We start from the raw sequence: 17,561 nt of genomic DNA on the forward strand, positions 1-17,561 counted from the left end.
GGACGGCGCGATGCCCGGTATTTCTGAAAACATCCCTGCTGCACGGCAGGTGTCAGATGAGCCGAGCCCGCGCCGTCTGCTGTCTACGGAGAAGGTCTACGAGGGCCGGATCTGGGACGTCGTCAGCGACAGCTTCAAGCTCACCGACGACGGTAACCCCCTGGTCCGTGACTACATAGACCATCCCGGGGCCGTGGCCGTGCTGCCCATGAACGACGCCGGCGAGGTGCTGCTGATCAAGCAGTACCGGCATCCGGTGGGCATGGACCTGTGGGAGATTCCGGCCGGCCTGCTGGACGTCGACGGCGAGGATTTCGTGGTCGGTGCCGCACGGGAACTGGCCGAGGAAGCGGACCTGGTGGCCGGCACGTGGAACGTCCTGGCAGACTTTTTCAACTCGCCCGGATCCTCCAGCGAAGCCATCCGCATTTACCTCGCCCGGGATCTGACCGAAGTTCCGCACCATGAACTCCACGTCCGCACGGACGAGGAAGCCGAAATCGAACTCCACTGGATTCCGCTCGAGGATGCCGTGGCCGCAGTCCTGGAGGGGCGCCTGCATAACCCGTCCGCCGTCGTCGGAGTCCTCGCCGCAGCAGCGGCGAAAGCGGATGACTTCAGGGGGCTGCGCCCGGCTGGTGCACCCTGGCCGGCCCACCCGAGCCAGCGCTGATGACGGCAGGGACGGCTGCAGCTGAATCAGCGCCTGCCCCGGGCCCGCCGCCGGTGGATACCCTGGAGGATTCCCCGCAGCGCCGGGGCCAGGACGCCGCCCGTCCCGAACGTCCCCGCACCGCGATTGACCGCGGAGTGACCGACTACCTCCAGCACATGGGTGTGGAGCGGGGCCTGGCGGCCAACACCCTGTCGGCCTACCGCCGCGACCTCGCCCGGTACTCCAACTACCTCGCCGCCGCAGGCCTCAGCAGCCCCGGTGATGTGACCCGGCTCCACGTCACCGGTTTCGTCCGCGCGTTGTCGGACGGTTCCGACGGCGGAACGCCGCTGGGCGTGCGCTCGGCGGCCCGCACCGTGGCTGCCGTCCGCGGCCTGCACAAGTTCTGGGCGCTGGAGGGCATGACGACGGCGGATCCCGCCAGCGATGTCCACCCGCCGATGCCGGGGAAACGGCTGCCCAAGGCCATCACCGTGGATGAAGTCACCCGGATCCTCGAAGCCGCCGGTGCCGACACCGCCACGGGGCTGCGGGACCGGGCGCTGCTCGAATTCCTCTATTCCACCGGTGCCCGCATCAGCGAGGCCGTGGGTCTCGACGTCGACGACATCTCGGTGCAGCCGGCCTCTGCCGGTCCGGCCATCGTGCGGCTGTTCGGCAAGGGCTCGAAAGAGAGGATGGTGCCGCTGGGCTCCTATGGCGCCCGGGCGCTGGATGCCTACCTCGTCCGCGGCCGCCCGCTGCTCGCGGCCAAAGGCAAGGGCACGCCGGCGCTCTTCCTCAACGCCCGGGGCGGACGGATCAGCCGGCAGAGCGCCTGGACCATCCTGAAGGCCGCCGCCGACAAGGCCAACATCACCAAGGACGTGTCCCCGCACACCCTGCGGCATTCGTTCGCCACCCACCTGCTCGAGGGCGGGGCTGACGTCCGCGTGGTCCAGGAACTGCTGGGCCACGCTTCCGTCACCACCACTCAGGTGTACACGCTGGTGACGGCCGATACGCTCCGGGAAATCTACGCCGCCGCCCATCCCAGGGCCCTGGGATAAGGAACGCAGGGACGGGACACGCGGGCCAAGCTAGGCTGTTCTGCATGACCTCCGCGCCCGTCACCCTGTGTTTCCTCCTTCGGGAGAGCCCCGGCAGCGGGCCAGAAGTGCTGCTCGGATTGAAAAAGACAGGGTTCGGCACCGGCAAGATCGTGGGCCTCGGCGGGCACGTCGAAGCAGGAGAGACCGATGCCCAGGCCGCCTGCCGCGAGGTGCTGGAGGAAGCGGGCATCGTGGTGCTCGAGGACGACCTGTCAGACGCCGGTACTGTGCAGTTCGTGTTTCCCGCGCGGCCGGACTGGAACATGTCCACGCGGCTGTTCACCACCCGCCGATGGATCGGCGAACCCGTGGAGAGTTCCGAAATCATTCCCGAATGGTTCCTGACCTCCGCACTGCCCCTGGAGCGGATGTGGCAGGACGCCGAGCACTGGCTTCCCGTGGCGTTGGGCGGCAGCGTGGTAGATTCCGTTATCACTTTGAATGCGGATAACGAGACGGTGGCCTCCGCCGAATATTCTTACCGCGGGGTGTAACCGTCGGTCCCGTGCTGGAAACTAACGGATTAGCCTGGCAGGTCAGGGGACTACTTCGTTAGCTGGGGGGATGCGTGGAATCAGATCGCGAACTGGCGTTCATCGCCGTTCACAAGGACAGTTATCCGCGGGTGTACAGATTCGTGCGGCGGCGGGTGGAGTCTGCGGAGCTCGCTGAGGAGCTTGCCGCTGACGTCTTTCGGGTCGTGTGGCAGAAGTGGGGCGATGAACCCCACACGGACATCGCATGGCTGCTGACCGTGGCCCGGAACCTCATCGGAAATGCCTACCGCAGCCGGGACAGGCAGCTTGCGCTCCAGGAAAAGCTGCGGGCGGCCGCCGAAACGCTGTCCGGTCCGGAGTCACAGGACCTGATGGTCCACAACGCCATGGCGGCCCTCCGCGACAGCGAACGGGACATCCTCCAGCTGGCCTACTGGGACGAACTCACCATGGCGGAGATCGCCCGTGTGCTGGAGTGCAGTGAATCAGCGGCAAAGGTCCGGCTGCACCGTGCCAGGGCCGCCTTTCGCAAGCAAATGCCGGTTGCCGCCGGGGCGATGACACAGAAGATGGGGGCATGACATGGATCCGATCCAGAGCCTGATTTCCGGAGCCGACCCGGTCCGACGCGAACCGGCCGGGCCCGATGCTGAAGCGGCCCTGCGCCAAGCGCTCAAAGAGGGACCGGTGTTCAGCGACAGCCGGTCCGCCAAGGTGCTGAACTTCGACCACCGCAGGCGCAGCCGGGCGCGGCTGGCCGGTGTACTGACACTCACGGCGGCCGCAGTCACGGCCGGGGTGCTTGTCACCACCAATCTCGGCGCCCTCGTCTCGGCACCGTCTCCGGCTCCGGCAGGCACCGTCGCGGCGCCGTCCCCAGCCACGGCAACACCGACGGCGACGCCCACCGCAGCCACAACAGGGACGCCGTCAGCCACGCAGCCGCCAACACCTTCGGCTCCGGGAGCATCCGCATCAGCCCCGGTCCTCGCCACTCCAACTGCATGGACGACCTTTACGGACGCGACAGGCCAGGCCACCTTCGAACACCCTGTGGGCTGGACCCTGTCTGAATCCCCGCAGACCATCCAAGGCGGTGCCTACAACGTAATTGAGGTCAAAAACGCCGCCGGCAAAACCATGTCCACCCTTCGCCTGGTCTACGACTCGGCGGGGGGTCCCGTTTGCCCCGAGCCCAAGCCGTTCCAGACCCTTGATTCAGTGGTCGTGGATATCCCGCAAAAGGCGGACAAGCTCAGGGAGTTCGCGCGAGGCCCGTCAGCTTTCGTCTTCCGGATCATCCAGGGAGACAAAGTCTACGGCTCCCTCGCACTGGCTGACGGGGACCTGGCTCCGAAGACGGCGACGTGTGGTTTGTACAACGGCATCCTGGGGCCGGACAACGTCCCCCTGGTGCATTTCGGCGACACCACATGGCTCACGGCCGATGGCCAACACTCTCCGCTCACGTTCGATTCCGTCGCCGCTGCCAAGGCCTACATGCAGACGCAGGAGTACAAAGACGTCAAGCGCATGCTGATTTCGTTGGCACTGCAGCCGGCCAAAACGCAGCCTGCGCAGACGGCTTCAAGCGCGCGCTTTGTCAGCCAGGACGGCAATGCCAGCTTCGTTCTCCCGGAGGGATGGACAGCCAAGGACGTCCCCGCGGGAACGCCGGACTACCCGGCATCCGGCGTTTCGGTATCGGACGAAACCGGCAAGACCGTTGCCAAATTCCGTCACGGCACTGCCGGCGGCCTGGGAGGCGCCTGCACGGAGGCCTACACCATCACCGAACTGGACAGCGCTTCGTCGTCCCTTACACCGGATTGGGCTGTCCAGCGCGGCGTGCGGTTCTCCTACCGGGTCATGGACCAGACATCCGTTGGCAAGGGATTCACGTATCAGTTAGGGCTGGTGGACCGGTCAAGCGGGGGAACGCAAAGCAGCTGCCTCATGTACACGGTGGTCTCGGGTACACCCCAAGGCATGCTGTCTTTCGCAGACCGGGCGGTGCAGGAACCGGCTGAGCCGCATTTTGCCAGCATGGCGGAGGCCCGGGCATACATGGAGGCTCCCGAATACCAGAAGCTGAAGGCCATGATCCAAAGCCTGGAGATCACGTCCTGATCAGTCACCAGTTCATCGACCTGCTGTAACGGGCCTTGCTGCAACGGGCCCTGCTGCAACGGCGCCGGGCCGGCCACCTGGAAAGGTGGCCGGCCCGGCGTCGTACTCTTTTCGCCTCGTTTTTCATCCGCAGAGTGCAGGCGGAAACTTACGGCAAATGCCGTTCCTCCATGCCGTTGTAGGCACTCAGCGGCCGAATCAGTGAATTGGATTCAAGCTGTTCCATGATGTGCGCCGTCCAGCCGGTGATGCGGCTGGCGACGAACAGCGGGGTAAACATCTGCGTGTCGAAACCCATGAGGTGGTACGTGGGTCCGGCCGGGTAGTCGAGGTTCGGCTTGATCCCCTTGGCCTCGTCCATCGCGGCCTCGAGCCCGTTGTAGAGTCCCAGCAGCTCAGGGCGGCCGTAGTGGGCGATCATCTTGTCGAGGGCCGCCTTCATGGTGGGCACGCGGGAGTCGCCGTGCTTGTAGACGCGGTGACCGAAGCCCATCACCTTCTTCTTGTTGGCCAGCGCATGTTCCATCCAGGCCCTGGCGCGCACCGCTGCCTCCTCGAGGGATTCCTCGGGCCGGATGCCGATCTCGTCAAAGGTGTGCATGACGGCTTCGTTGGCGCCGCCGTGCAGCGGACCTTTGAGCGCTCCGATGGCTCCGGTGACCGCCGAGTGGAGGTCCGACAGCGTGGACGTGATGACCCGGCCGGCGAAGGTGGAGGCATTGAAGGAGTGCTCCGCGTACAGGATCATAGAGACGTTGAAGGCCTCGACAACCTCCGGCACGGACTCCTCGCCGAAGGACATCCAGAGGAAGTTGGCGGAGTAGCCCAAGTCATCGCGCGGCTCCACAACCTCCTGCCCGCGCCGGCGGCGCTGGTCGTACGCCACGATGGCCGGCATGGCTGCGAATAGGTCCACAGCCTTGGCCATGTTGGCCTCCCGGGAGGAATCTTCCGCCAGTTCGTGCCGCGCGCCCATGACCGAAGCTGCAGTCCTGCAGACATCCATGGGGTGCGCTGTAACCGGCAGGGCGTCCACCACCTGCTTCACCACGGGATCCAGCGCCCGCCCGGCCCGTTCCCGCTGGGTAAAGGCGGCCAGTTCGTCTGAGTTGGGGAGCTCTCCGTTCCAGAGCAGGTAGGCGACTTCCTCGAAGCTGCATCGCGCTGCGAGTTCCTGGACCGGATAGCCCCGGTACAGCAGTGAGTTCGTATCGGGGTTGACCTTGGAGACGGCGGTGTAATCCACCACGACGCCGGCGAGGCCCTTCTTGATCTCTTCTTCAGCCATGCTGAACTCCTTCGTTCTTGGTCCGATTACCGGCTGCCGTGGCCGGTGGTCCTGCGGGATTGCGCGTCAGTCAGCTCCGGGAATCCGGAAATTGAAGACGCCGGCATCGAAGCGGTTATAGGCCTCGTAGTCCACGAGGTCATACAGCCGCGCACGGGTGAGCATGCTTCCTACCTGTGCCTCCTGCGTTCCGTCGGCCCTGATTGAGTCCAGCGTACGCTCAGCAGCGCCCATGGCACTACGGAGCAGGGTCACGGGGTAGATCACCATGTTCACGCCGACGCCTTGCAACTCGTCAACCGTGAACAGGGCGCTCTTGCCGAACTCGGTCATGTTGGCCAGGATCGGGACGTCGACGGCGTCGCGGATGGCTTTGAACTCCTCCAGGGTGGCCATGGCTTCGGGGAAGATGGCGTCTGCGCCGGCCTCCACCAGCGCCTTCGCGCGCTCCTGGGCGGCCCCGAGACCCTCTACTGCGCGGACGTCGGTGCGGGCCATGACGAGGAAGTTCGGATCCCGCCGCGCGTCCGCGGCCGCCCTGATGCGCTTGGTGGCGGTCTCCAGGTCCACCACGTTCTTGCCGTCGAGGTGGCCGCAGCGCTTGGGGTTGAACTGGTCCTCGATGTGGCAGCCGGCGAGCCCGGCGTTCTCGAGTTCCTGGACGCTGCGGGCCACGTTCATCGGCTCACCGAACCCGGTGTCCGCATCCACCAGAGCCGGCAGGTCGGTCATCCGGGCGATCTGCCCGGCGCGGGTGGCCACCTCGGTGAGCGTGGTCAGCCCGATGTCGGGCAGGCCGAGGTCGTTGGCGAGGACGGCGCCGGAGATGTACACGCCGGCGAAGCCCTTCTCCTCGATCAGCCGGGCGGAGAGGGGGTTGAACGCGCCGGGGAACTGTGCGGTGGTGCCGGAGGCGAGCAGTTCCCGGAGCTTTACTCGCTTCTGCTCCGGCGTGGTTTTGGAGTACAGCACTTTAGAACAGTCCCTTCGGTGCCGCGCCGAGGTCGATGACGCCGGGCGCGGCGGTGATGTTCAGCTGGTCGAGTTCGCCGGGGCCCAGTTCGGGGAGTCGTTCGACGGCGGCGAGGAACCGTGCGATTTCGTCCTCCTCCACCAGGCCGGCGGCCAGGGTGCGGAACTTGTTCACGTACTGCTCCCGGGTGAACGGCCGGGCACCGAGCGGGTGAGCGTCCGCGACGGCGATCTCGTCCCGGATCACGGTGCCGTCGGACAGGGTGATTTCCACCGAGCCGCCGAAGGCCTTCTCGGAGATGTCGAGGGAGTGGTAGCGGCGGGTCCATTCCGGATCCTCCACAGTGGTGACCTTCTGCCACAGCTCCACCGTGTCGGGCCGGGCGGCGCGCTCGGGGGAATAGGAGTCCACGTGGTGCCAGGCGCCGTCCTGCAGCGCGACCGTGAAGATGTACGGGATGGAGTGGTCCAGGGTCTCCCGGGACGCGGTGGGGCTGTACTTCTGTGGATCGTTCGCGCCGGAGCCGATCACGTAGTGCGTGTGGTGGCTCGTCTTGATTAGCACGGACTGCACGTTGCCCGGGTCCGTCGCTTCCGGGTGCTCCTTGTTCAGCTTCCGGGCCAGGTCAATCCAGGCCTGGGCCTGGTACTCGGCGGAGTGTTCCTTGGTGTAGGTGTCCAGGATGGCGCGCTTGGCCTCACCGGGCGTGGGCAGCGGAACCATGTAGGAGGCGTCCGGGCCGTCCAGCAGCCAGGCGATCACGCCGTCCTCGCCCTCATAGATGGGAACCGGGGAGGTCTGGCCGCGCATGGACCTGTCCACGGCTTCGACCGCCATCTTGCCGGCGAACGCCGGGGCGTGCGCCTTCCACGTGGAAATCTCACCCTTGCGCGACTGGCGGGTGGCGGTCGTGGTGTGCAGCGCCTGGCCCACGGACTGGAAGATCGTCTCGACATCCAAGCCCAGGAGGGTGCCGATGCCGGCGGCGGCGGACGGGCCGAGGTGGGCGACGTGGTCGATCTTGTGCTTGTGCAGGCAAATCGCCTTCACCAGGTTCACCTGGATCTCATACCCGGTCGCGATACCACGGACCAAATCGGCACCGCTGGCACCCGTGTGCTGTGCCACCGCCAGGATCGGCGGAATGTTGTCGCCCGGGTGGGAGTAGTCCGCGGCGAGGAACGTGTCGTGGTAGTCCAACTCGCGGACGGCCACGCCATTGGCCCAGGCAGCCCACTCCGGGGAGACGCGTTCGCCGATGCCGAACACCTTCGACCCCTTGCCATTGGTGGAAGGGCCGTGCGTGAGGGCCTGTGCCCGGGCTGCAACGATCGGTGCCCGGTTCAGTGACGCGATCGCGACGGAGGCGTTGTCGATGATCCGGTTGATCACCATCTCCGTAACCTCGTCCGTCACGGAGACGGGATCGGCTGCCACCACGGCGATCTTGTGGGCCAGCTGGTCCTCGCGCGGCAGGTTTTCCTCGCTTTTGTACACGCGGACGTGGTGTTCCTTAACCATGGGGCTCCTTCAAATGTGATGGGTGGGTGGCTTTGACGTGGGAAAGACTGCGGTGCAGATGGACAGTGGTGGCCGCCTCAGCCAGGCGCGGGTTGCCGGCCGCGATCGCCTCGGCAATGGCCGCGTGCTCGGACGCGGCAGCGGTGAGGCGGGCCGCGTCGTCGGCGGCCAGCCTCCGGACCCGCACCAGGTGGACGCGGAGGCTGCGCATGGCCTGGGCCAGGTAGGAATTGGAGATGGCGGCGTCGATCGCTTCATCGAGCCGGCCCACGAGTCCGTAGTAGTCGTGGCGGGCAGGGTCGGTGCTGCTGATCAGCGCGGGCGCCGCCAGCAGCTCTTCCTGCAGCTCCCGAAAAACTGCCGAGTCGCCCCGCTCGGCAGCCAGCGCGGCTGCCTTGCCTTCGAGTGTCTCGCGGAGCTCGAACAGTTCATCAATGTCGTCCAGCGAGATATCGGTGACGACGACGCCGCGGCCGCCCGCCGTCGTCAGCCCTTCCGCCGTGAGGCGGCTCAGCGCTTCCCGGAGCGGCGTGCGTGACACCCCGAGGCGTTCGGACTGCTCAACTTCCGCCAAGACGGTGCCGGGGAGGAGCCGCCATTCGATGATGTCATCACGCAGTGCCGCGTAGGCCCTGTCGCTGGCGCGCATGCCGCCTCCCTTTCTTGGTCGATGGCACCAGTGTATACAGATATTGTTGATCTGCCTAACTTTCAGTGGCTATCAGGCCGGCAAGAGCGTGGATGTGTATACAAACGCCTTGTATCCTTCCTTGGCCGGGGCTAGCATAGGCCGCATCACAACGTAGTGGACAGGAAGTTTTCATGGTTACCAACAGTTACCGCGACACCTACGGCCGCAGCCTCACCAAGCCAGACGAGTTTTGGCTGGAGGCTGCAAAGCGGGTGTCCTGGACGCAGGCTCCCCGCCGGGCCGTGGACAGCCGGCGCGCGCCTCTGTTCGACTGGTTCCCGGACGGCGTCCTCAATACTTCCTTCAATGCGCTGGACCGTCACGTCCTGGCCGGCCGCGGGGAACAGGATGCGCTCATTTACGACTCCGCCGTGCTCGGCAGCCAGCAGCGGTACACCTACGCGGAGCTCACGCATCTCGTCGCAAAATTCGCGGGTGTCCTGCAGGCACGAGGGGTGGGGAAAGGCGACCGCGTGGTGATCTACATGCCGATGATTCCGGAGGCCGCCATCGCCATGCTGGCAACGGCCCGCCTGGGTGCCATCCACTCCGTGGTCTTTGGCGGCTTCGCCCCCAAGGAACTGGCCGCCCGCATCCGCGATGCTTCCCCCGTTGCCGTCGTTACCGCTTCAGGCGGCGTGGAGCCGTCCCGCCGCGTGGAGTATCTGCCGGCGGTTGCAGAAGCCCTTACGCTCGCAGGAGCTGAAGGCACCCCGGTCCTGGTCAAGGAACGGGACGGCTTCGAGGCCCGGGGCACCGACTTCGCTGGATGGCTGGACTGGGACGCCGAAATGGCCGTGGCCCAACCGGCGGCTCCCGTCGACGTCAAAGCCACGGATCCGCTCTACATCCTGTACACCTCAGGCACCACGGGCAGCCCGAAGGGAGTGGTTCGCGATAACGGCGGGCACGCTGTTGCCATGGGCTGGACCATGGACAACATCTACGACGTCAGGCCGGGGGACGTCATGTGGACCGCTTCGGACGTCGGGTGGGTGGTGGGGCACTCCTACATCGTGTACGGTCCCCTGATTGCCGGCGCCACCACGGTGCTGTACGAAGGCAAGCCGGTGGGCACCCCGGATGCGGGCGCGTTCTGGCGCGTCATCGCGGACCACAAAGTGAATGTTCTCTTTACCGCGCCGACCGCCCTGCGTGCGATCCGCAAGGCGGATCCGGGCGCTGCGTTGCTGGCCTCCCATGACACGTCCACCCTGAAGACGCTTTTCGTCGCCGGTGAGCGGCTGGACACCGACACCTATTACTGGGCCGCGGGAGCGCTGGGAGTCCCGGTGGTTGACCACTGGTGGCAGACTGAGACAGGCTGGGCCATTTGCGCCAATCCGCGGGGCCTGGATTCACTTCCCATCAAGCCCGGCTCACCTTCGGTACCAATGCCCGGCTTCAACCTCAGCATCGTGGACGGCGCCGGCGGTGCGGTGGAAACCGGTGTCGAGGGCAACATCGTGCTGGGGCTTCCGCTGCCTCCGGGGACCCTCACCACACTCTGGGGCGACGATGACCGGTACAAGTCGTCGTACCTTCAGGCGTTCGAGGGTTACTACGCCACAGGCGATTCCGGCTACCGGGACGAGGACGGGTACGTTTTCGTCATGGGGCGCACCGACGACGTGATCAACGTTGCTGGACACAGGCTGTCCACGGGAGCAATGGAGCAGGTCATCGGGCAGCACCCGGCAGTGGCTGAGTGTGCTGTCATCGGCGTCTCGGACCCCTTGAAAGGCCAGCGTGCCAGTGGATATGTCGTGCTCAAAGCGGGGGCGGATGTGCCGGAGGCGGTGCTTGCGCGGGAGCTGATTGCCCTGGTCCGGCGGGACATCGGCGCGGTGGCCGATTTCAAATCCGTAGCGGTGGTGGAGGCGCTGCCCAAGACCAGGTCCGGAAAGATCCTTCGAAAGACGATGCGGCAAATCGCTGACGGCGATGACTACGTGGTTCCGTCCACCATCGAAGACGCCGAGGTGCTCGAGCGGCTGATCGGAACGCTGCGGCCCGCGGACGCGGACGGCGCGGCCGGCGGAGCTGGCTAAGCTTGTCGAAGCCGGCTGCTGCAGGCAGCGGCTCTGCTCAGGCGCGCGCCCAGCGGTACTCGTTTTCCGGTCGGCCGGGCGCGCCGTACCGTGCCGTGCGGGAGACCGTCCCGGCGTCGGCGAGGTACTCGAGGTAGCGGCGGGCGGTGACACGGGACATGCCCAGCGCCGTCATGACCTCGGTGGCCGAGACCGCGCCGGGCTGTTCCCTGATGAAGTCGCGGACGGCGTCCAGCGTCGAGGGGGACAGGCCCTTGGGAAGCGGAAGCTCCGATGGCGCCCGGAGGCTGGCGAAGGCCTGGTCGACGTCGCTCTGGGAGGCGGCGGCTTTGGCCGAACCGGATCCTGAGGCCAGCTGCTCGCGGAACTGGCGGTAGCTTGCCAGCTTGTCAGCGAAGGTGGCGAAGGTAAAGGGCTTAATAAGGTACTGCACGACGCCGATGGACACGGCGTTGCGGACGATCGCGAGCTCCCTGACCGCGGTGATCGCGATGATGTCTGCGAAGTGGCCCGAGGAGCGCATCCGGCGTGCAATATCCAGGCCGTGCAGGTCCGGCAGGTTCATGTCCAGAAGCACCAGCTCCACGGGGCTGCCGGCCGCTGCGAACTCCGTGAGCATCCGCAGCGCCGACTGGCCGTCGGGCGCTGTGCCGGCCAGGGCGAAGCCCGCCAGTCTTTCCACATATGCGGCATGCGCCGCCGAGGCGATCGGCTCATCCTCGACGACGAGGACTCGGATGTCTGTCACGCTTGGTCCTCCAGGACGCTGTGCGGGGCCGGCGGGGGAAGCACGACATTGAAGCACGCGCCGCCGGCGGTGCCGGAACTGGTGATCGTCATCGTACCGGCCAGCCGCTGGACCGCCTGCTTCACCAATGCCAGCCCGACGCCGCGGCCAAAAGGTCCTGCCTCCTTGGTGCTGAAGCCGTAGCGGAAAATGTTGTCGACGGCGTCCGGTTCAATGCCCTTGCCTGAATCCTGGACGGTGATGCCCAGCCCGCCGCGTTCGGACGTCACCGTAAGTCCCACGCGCCTCGGGGCGGGGGCATCGGCGGCGGCATCAATTGCGTTGTCCAGGAGGTTGCCGAGGATGGTGACGAGGTCCTGGATCGCGATGCCGGCAGCACCTGCCGCCGGGGATGCTTCGACGATAAGTTCAACGCCCCGTTCGTGCGCCTCTGCCGCCTTGCCCATGATGAGCGCACTGATCACAGGTTCCTGGACCGAACCCACCATGTCGTCTGTGAGCTGCTGGCTCAGCTCAAGATCATGGGTGGCGAACTCGAGCGCCTCATCGGTGCGGCCGAGTTCCAGGAGCGACACCATGGTGTGGAGCCGGTTGGCGTGCTCGTGCGTCTGGGCGCGCAGGGCGCCGGACAGGGTCCGCATGGTCTCCAGTTCGCTTCCCAGGGATTCGATTTCCGTGCGGTCCCTGATCGTGGCCACAGTGCCGAAAACCGCAGGCGGCCGTCCGGCGGGGGAGTCCGGACCCACGGCCGGGCCCTGGTTCACCACAAGGACGCCGGAGTCCGTCAGATGGATCTCGTCGTGAACGGTCCGGCCCGATTCGAACAGTGCCTTCAGGCTTGGCGCCAGCGGAAGGTCCCCGAGCGACGGAGCATCCGCGGGATCACTGCCAGAGTCCCTCGGTTCAAGCCCGAGCAGCTCGGCGGCCTGGTCGTTATACATGACCACCCGTCCCTTGGGGTCGATGAGGATAACCCCCTCGCGGACCGAGTGCAGCACTGATTCGTAGTAGGCAAAGAGCTGGGCAAGCTGTTCGGGACCCCAGCCGCGGGTGACGCGGCGGAGGTAGCGTCCGAGGAGCCAGGATGCGACCGAGCCGCTCACGAGCAGTCCGCCGGAGATGGCCAGAAGGGCGGGAATCCTCCCGCTCACCGCGACGTCGACGTTCCTGACCGTGACGCCGGCGGCCACCAGAGCCTTGACCGAGCCGCTCGCGTCCTTGACCGGTGCGATGGTGCGCACAGAGGGGCCCAGTGTGCCGGCCGTGATCTCGGTGAAGACCTTTCCCTCCAAGGCATCTGTGATCGAGCCGATGTAGGGCTGGCCGAGCTCCTCTCTGCGGGGATGGGTCCAGCGTGTCCTGTCGGGGGCCATGATCGTGATGAAATCGGCGTCGGCGTCTTCCATGACCTGCAGGGCATAGGGCTGCAGCCTGGCGGAGGGGTCAGGGGAAGCGGCGGCCTGGAGCACCAGGGGGCTGTCCGCCACGGCAACGGCCACCGCGGCCATCCTCCGTCCGGCCTCGGCATAGGTGCGGTCCCGGGCATCCACGAAGGCCGCTGTCCCCACGACAAAGGTGAGCGCCAGCACGAACAGCAGGTTGGCCAAAAACAGCCGCCTGGCAATGCTCCAACGGTGGATCACAACACCTCCCATGACCAATATGAACGCAATGGTGAGGCAAGTCACTCCATGCCCAATGATGGAAATCACACAAAGGACCGACGCGAAGAGCTCAGAGACTGTGCCGAAGCGTCTTCCAGATTATCCATAAGGAGACACATCATGGCTTCTCAACGAGGAGAGTCGGCTGCACCGGTCAAGGCCGGGCGCAAAGGGCTGGACAAATCCCACTACCTGTACATCGCCGTCATCGCCGCCGTTATTCTGGGCGCCCTGGTGGGGCTGCTGTTCCCGGAGGTCGGAAAATCCCTGAAGCCCCTGGGCGACGGGTTCATCAAGCTCATCAAGATGATGATCGCCCCGATCATCTTCTGCACGATCGTCCTGGGCATCGGCTCCATCGCCAAGGCCGCCACGGTCGGCAAGGTTGGCGGACTCGCCCTGGGCTACTTCGTCCTCATGTCGACGTTCGCCCTTGGCATCGGCCTCGTGGTCGGCAACCTGATCCACCCGGGCGAGGGCCTGAAGCTGGCGCCGTACGACCCCAACAAGAAGGCTGAAACCGACAGCACCGTAGCCTTCCTCCTCGGCATCATCCCGGGCGACATTCCGGTCCTCCCCACGCTCTTCGCCGCCATCCTCGTAGGCTTTGCACTCCAGAAGATGGGCGCCCAGGGCGCCCCTGTGCTGAGGGCCATCGGCCACGGCCAGGCTGTGGTGTTCCGCATCCTCATCATGATCATGTGGCTGGCTCCCGTCGGTGCCTTCGGCGCGATCGCCGCGGTTGTCGGTGCCACCGGCTTCCAGGCCATCGTGAGCATGTTCACACTGATGGCCGCCTTCTACATCACCTGCGCACTGTTCATCGTCGTGATCCTCGGCGGCCTCCTGCAGGTGGTGGCAGGTGTGAACATCTTCAAACTGATGAAGTACCTGGCACGTGAATACCTCCTCATCTTCTCCACCTCCTCCTCCGAGGCAGCGCTGCCCCGCCTGATCGCCAAGCTTGAGCACCTGGGTGTCTCCAAGCCGGTCGTCGGCGTCACCGTACCCACGGGCTACTCCTTCAACCTCGACGGCACCGCGATCTACCTGACGATGGCTTCCCTCTTCGTGGCCAACGCCATGGGAACCCCGCTGGACCTCGGTGCCCAGGTCTCCCTGCTGATCTTCATGATCATCGCCTCCAAGGGCGCTGCCGGTGTCACCGGCGCAGGCCTCGCCACGCTGGCCGCCGGCCTGCAGGCCCACAAGCCCGAACTCCTGGGCGGCGTCGGCATGATCGTCGGCATCGACCGCTTCATGTCCGAGGCCCGCGCCCTGACCAACTTCACCGGCAACGCGGTTGCCACGGTCCTGATCGGCACCTGGGTCAAGGAGATCGACGGCGAACAGGTCGGACGCGTCCTGTCCGGCGAAGAGCCCTTCGACGAGCAGACCATGATTGCCACCCACCACGGTGTCCAGGAGGAGACCCCGGCGCAGCAGCCCGTTCCGGCCAACGCCTAACTCCGAAAGAGGGCGCCAAGCCGCCCGGATGACCGCCCGCACAGGTTCGCCTGTGCGGGCGGTTTCCATGTTCCCGCGACAAACCTTCTACCTCAGGTAAAAGGTAAAGGCTCAAACGCCATCAAAAGTCAAGTTCCACGGAATGCCGTGTCGGGCGCTGTAGCCTTGGGTGGAAAGAAGCATGGGCGCCGGCACGCAGCGGCCCCGGCATTCAGCGGCAGAGAAAAATCACCGTCATCGAAAGTGTGGATAGATACGTGAGCAGCGAACAGGGTTCAGCAACTCTGGAAGGCACGGAACTCGACCTGGAAGACGCCGTGATGGGTCCCACAGGCCGCCCCTACCGCGAATTTCCGGAGCCCGCGCCGCTGTCCTCCCATGGACCGGCCCGCGTGATCGCAATGGTCAACCAAAAGGGGGGCGTGGGTAAAACCACGTCAACCATCAACCTGGCGGCAGCGCTTGCCGAGTATGGCCGCCGCGTGCTGCTGGTGGACTTCGATCCCCAGGGCGCGCTGTCCGCCGGGCTCGGCGTCAACCCGCACGAGCTGGACCTGACCGTCTACAACGTGCTGATGGACCGCAAGGTGGACATCCGCGAAGCGATCCACCAGACCGGCGTGGAGAACGTGGACTTGCTGCCCGCCAACATTGATCTTTCCGCCGCGGAGGTCCAGCTGGTCAATGAAGTAGCCCGCGAACAGGTGCTGGACCGCGCCCTGAAAAAGGTCGAGGACGAATACGACGTCGTCCTGATCGACTGCCAGCCGTCCCTTGGCCTGCTCACCGTGAACGCCCTGACCGCAGCCCACGGCGTCATCATTCCGCTGATCTGCGAATTCTTTGCCCTCCGTGCCGTGGCGCTGCTGGTGGAAACCATCGACAAGGTCCAGGACAGGCTTAACCCGCGGCTGCAGGTGGACGGCGTGCTGGCCACGATGTACGACGCCCGGACCCTGCACAGCCGTGAAGTCATCTCCCGCCTCGTGGAGGCCTTCGGCGACAAAGTCTTCGAGACTGTCATCAAGCGCTCCATCAAGTTCGCCGACGCCACCGTCGCTGCCGAGCCGATCACCAGCTACGCCGGCAACCACGTTGGTGCCGACGCCTACCGCCGCCTCGCTAAGGAACTCATTTCGCGCGGTGGCGCACCTTAACCTGGCCACGCCGCGAGAGGGCGCCGTGTCTGTACAGCGCGCTGTGTCAGGAGAGGGCGCCCCACTGCGCGCTGCCGGGGCGGCCGAGAAGAAACCGGGCTTTGAGGTCCGGCTGGCTAATTTCACCGGCCCGTTCGACCTCCTGCTGGGGCTGATCTCCAAGCATCAGTTGGACATCACCGAGGTGGCGCTGGCCACGGTGACCGACGAGTTCATCAAGTACATCCGGAACCTGCAGCAGCTGGGGGAGGAATGGGCACTTGATGAAGCCAGCGAGTTCCTGGTCATCGCGGCCACGCTGCTTGACCTTAAGGCCGCCCGCCTGCTCCCGGCCGGCGAAGTCGAGGACGAAGACGACGTTGCCCTCCTGGAGGCGCGGGATCTCCTGTTTGCCAGGCTCCTGCAATACAAGGCGTTCAAGCAGGTGGCTGCCCTGATGGATGCCACCCTGGAACTGGAAGCCCGCCGGTATCCGCGGCAGGTGGCGCTTGAGGAACATTTCGCTGCCATGTTGCCAGAGCTCGTCTGGAAGCACACGCCGCAGCAGTTCGCCGCCCTGGCCGAAGCTGCGTTGAAACCCAAGGCGCCGGAACCAACCGAGGTGGGACTGGCCCACCTCCACGGCAGCCCGGTCAGTGTCAAGGAACAGGCGGAGCTGATCGGACTGCGTTTGCAGGAGGGCAGGCCGCTGTCCTTCCGGGCACTCATTGCCGACGCGGAATCCACGCTGGTTGTGGTTGCCCGGTTCCTGGCATTGCTGGAGCTGTTCCGCGACCAGGCAGTGGCCTTCGACCAGGCCGCGCCGCTGGGCGAGCTGACCGTCCGGTGGACCGCGTCCACGCACTGGAGCAGCGACCACCTGAGTGAAGAATATGAGGAGCAGACGTGAGCAAGCCCCAGCCTGAACCGCTCCCGGACGACACATCACATCTGGCCACATTTCCGGGCGGCGCCCGCGCCGCCCTGGAGGCCGTGCTGATGGTGCTGGACCAGCCGGCGTCCGCCGCAGACCTCGCCGCCGGACTGGAGCTCACCGTGGATACGGTGGAGGAGCTGCTGCTGGACCTGCAGCGCGAGTATGACGGCTATACTGTTAAAGCCCCGGATATGGAAATCGCCAGTGATGCTGGCTTCACCTCCAGCCCCCGGGGTTTTGAATTGCGGAATGTTGCCGGTGGCTGGCGCATCTACTCCCGGGCCGAATTCGCCGACATCGTCGGTGCATTTGTCCTGGAGGGACAGACAGCCAGGCTGACGCAGGCGGCGCTTGAAACGCTCGCCGTCATCGCCTACCGGCAGCCCGTTTCACGGGCCAGGGTGTCTGCAATTCGGGGGGTCAATGTCGACTCTGTCGTGCGGACCCTGACCCAGCGCGGGCTGATCGAGGATGCCGGAACTGATCCGGAATCGGGCGCCGTCCTCTACCGGACGACGTCGTATTTCCTTGAACGCATGGGAATCGGCTCGGCGGCGGAGTTGCCCCAGATCTCACCGCACCTTCCGGGGGTTGACGGGATCGAAGAGTTCTACGACGCCGGAAGAATGTAGGCACCACTGCCTGCGGAACAAAATTTACCAGGGCAGATTTAATCTGCAGGGCTGGCTAG

The 17,561-nt window shown here is 65.6% G+C and carries 16 protein-coding genes; 10 read left to right on the plus strand and 6 right to left on the minus strand.

Annotation, left to right across the window (positions count from 1 at the left end; translation table 11 throughout):
• Positions 1-10 precede the first annotated feature (10 nt).
• The 5 genes from ACIP9X_RS15700 to ACIP9X_RS15720 all read left to right on the plus strand — a co-directional run bounded on the left by ACIP9X_RS15700 (position 11) and on the right by ACIP9X_RS15720 (position 4,394).
• A complete protein-coding gene (locus tag ACIP9X_RS15700) occupies positions 11-673 on the plus strand; it encodes an NUDIX domain-containing protein (RefSeq protein WP_400480789.1) in 663 nt (220 codons plus the stop codon).
• The gene (xerD, locus tag ACIP9X_RS15705; RefSeq protein WP_400480790.1) at positions 646-1,725 is read left to right on the plus strand and encodes a site-specific tyrosine recombinase XerD; all 1,080 of its coding nucleotides are present in this window, start codon (positions 646-648) and stop codon (positions 1,723-1,725) included. The genes ACIP9X_RS15700 and xerD overlap by 28 nt, the downstream gene beginning before the upstream one ends.
• A gap of 44 nt (positions 1,726-1,769) precedes the next feature.
• Positions 1,770-2,261, plus strand: coding sequence for an 8-oxo-dGTP diphosphatase (locus ACIP9X_RS15710; protein ID WP_400480680.1), 492 nt, complete (start codon positions 1,770-1,772; stop codon positions 2,259-2,261).
• Positions 2,262-2,335: 74 nt separating this feature from the next.
• Entirely contained in the window at positions 2,336-2,845 is a 510-nt protein-coding gene (locus ACIP9X_RS15715) for an RNA polymerase sigma factor (RefSeq protein WP_400480681.1), read from the plus strand.
• Between the two features lies 1 nt (position 2,846).
• Entirely contained in the window at positions 2,847-4,394 is a 1,548-nt protein-coding gene (locus ACIP9X_RS15720) for a hypothetical protein (protein ID WP_400480682.1), read from the plus strand.
• A gap of 148 nt (positions 4,395-4,542) precedes the next feature.
• Here ACIP9X_RS15720 and ACIP9X_RS15725 read toward each other — a convergent pair whose 3' ends face one another.
• From ACIP9X_RS15725 to ACIP9X_RS15740, 4 genes are all read right to left on the minus strand, one after another.
• Positions 4,543-5,682 (minus strand): bifunctional 2-methylcitrate synthase/citrate synthase, encoded by a 1,140-nt coding sequence (locus ACIP9X_RS15725; RefSeq protein ID WP_400480683.1) that lies wholly within the window; start codon positions 5,680-5,682, stop codon positions 4,543-4,545.
• 66 nt (positions 5,683-5,748) lie between these two features.
• A complete protein-coding gene (gene prpB / locus ACIP9X_RS15730; RefSeq protein ID WP_400480684.1) occupies positions 5,749-6,654 on the minus strand; it encodes a methylisocitrate lyase in 906 nt (301 codons plus the stop codon).
• Between the two features lies 1 nt (position 6,655).
• The gene (locus tag ACIP9X_RS15735; RefSeq protein WP_400480685.1) at positions 6,656-8,176 is read right to left on the minus strand and encodes an MmgE/PrpD family protein; all 1,521 of its coding nucleotides are present in this window, start codon (positions 8,174-8,176) and stop codon (positions 6,656-6,658) included.
• Positions 8,169-8,825, minus strand: coding sequence for a GntR family transcriptional regulator (locus ACIP9X_RS15740; protein WP_400480686.1), 657 nt, complete (start codon positions 8,823-8,825; stop codon positions 8,169-8,171). The genes ACIP9X_RS15735 and ACIP9X_RS15740 overlap by 8 nt, the downstream gene beginning before the upstream one ends.
• Before the next feature lie 173 nt (positions 8,826-8,998).
• Here ACIP9X_RS15740 and ACIP9X_RS15745 point away from each other — a divergent pair, with 173 nt between their 5' ends.
• Entirely contained in the window at positions 8,999-10,918 is a 1,920-nt protein-coding gene (locus ACIP9X_RS15745) for an AMP-binding protein (RefSeq protein WP_400480687.1), read from the plus strand.
• Positions 10,919-10,955: 37 nt separating this feature from the next.
• Here the strand turns inward: ACIP9X_RS15745 and ACIP9X_RS15750 are convergent, their stop codons facing one another.
• A complete protein-coding gene (locus tag ACIP9X_RS15750; RefSeq protein ID WP_400480688.1) occupies positions 10,956-11,666 on the minus strand; it encodes a response regulator in 711 nt (236 codons plus the stop codon).
• Positions 11,663-13,309, minus strand: coding sequence for an ATP-binding protein (locus ACIP9X_RS15755; RefSeq protein ID WP_400480689.1), 1,647 nt, complete (start codon positions 13,307-13,309; stop codon positions 11,663-11,665). Before ACIP9X_RS15755 ends, ACIP9X_RS15750 begins: the two co-directional genes overlap by 4 nt.
• Positions 13,310-13,450: 141 nt before the next feature.
• Between ACIP9X_RS15755 and ACIP9X_RS15760 the strand changes: the two genes are divergently transcribed.
• The 4 genes from ACIP9X_RS15760 (at position 13,451) to ACIP9X_RS15775 (ending at position 17,502) form a co-directional block, all read left to right on the plus strand.
• Positions 13,451-14,797 carry a cation:dicarboxylate symporter family transporter gene (locus ACIP9X_RS15760; protein ID WP_400480690.1) on the plus strand — a complete coding sequence of 449 codons (1,347 nt, stop codon included), beginning with the start codon at positions 13,451-13,453 and terminating at the stop codon, positions 14,795-14,797.
• Positions 14,798-15,054: 257 nt separating this feature from the next.
• Entirely contained in the window at positions 15,055-15,954 is a 900-nt protein-coding gene (locus tag ACIP9X_RS15765; RefSeq protein WP_400480691.1) for a ParA family protein, read from the plus strand.
• A gap of 43 nt (positions 15,955-15,997) precedes the next feature.
• Positions 15,998-16,843, plus strand: a complete 846-nt coding sequence (locus ACIP9X_RS15770) for a segregation and condensation protein A (protein ID WP_400480791.1) — start codon at positions 15,998-16,000, stop codon at positions 16,841-16,843.
• Positions 16,840-17,502 (plus strand): SMC-Scp complex subunit ScpB, encoded by a 663-nt coding sequence (locus ACIP9X_RS15775; protein WP_400480692.1) that lies wholly within the window; start codon positions 16,840-16,842, stop codon positions 17,500-17,502. Before ACIP9X_RS15770 ends, ACIP9X_RS15775 begins: the two co-directional genes overlap by 4 nt.
• Positions 17,503-17,561 lie beyond the last annotated feature (59 nt).

The organism is Arthrobacter sp. NPDC093125, from assembly GCF_044754225.1.
Classification (GTDB): Bacteria; Actinomycetota; Actinomycetes; order Actinomycetales; family Micrococcaceae; genus Arthrobacter.

What these genes read in the sequence shown, in the direction of transcription:
- ACIP9X_RS15700 (WP_400480789.1), top strand. Translation starts at nt 11, where the DNA reads ATGCCCGGTATTTCTGAAAACATCCCTGCTGCACGGCAGGTGTCAGAT.
- ACIP9X_RS15725 (WP_400480683.1), bottom strand. Translation starts at nt 5,682, where the DNA reads ATGGCTGAAGAAGAGATCAAGAAGGGCCTCGCCGGCGTCGTGGTGGAT.
- ACIP9X_RS15740 (WP_400480686.1), bottom strand. Translation starts at nt 8,825, where the DNA reads ATGCGCGCCAGCGACAGGGCCTACGCGGCACTGCGTGATGACATCATC.
- ACIP9X_RS15735 (WP_400480685.1), bottom strand. Translation starts at nt 8,176, where the DNA reads ATGGTTAAGGAACACCACGTCCGCGTGTACAAAAGCGAGGAAAACCTG.
- ACIP9X_RS15710 (WP_400480680.1), top strand. Translation starts at nt 1,770, where the DNA reads ATGACCTCCGCGCCCGTCACCCTGTGTTTCCTCCTTCGGGAGAGCCCC.
- ACIP9X_RS15760 (WP_400480690.1), top strand. Translation starts at nt 13,451, where the DNA reads ATGGCTTCTCAACGAGGAGAGTCGGCTGCACCGGTCAAGGCCGGGCGC.
- ACIP9X_RS15720 (WP_400480682.1), top strand. Translation starts at nt 2,847, where the DNA reads ATGGATCCGATCCAGAGCCTGATTTCCGGAGCCGACCCGGTCCGACGC.
- ACIP9X_RS15745 (WP_400480687.1), top strand. Translation starts at nt 8,999, where the DNA reads ATGGTTACCAACAGTTACCGCGACACCTACGGCCGCAGCCTCACCAAG.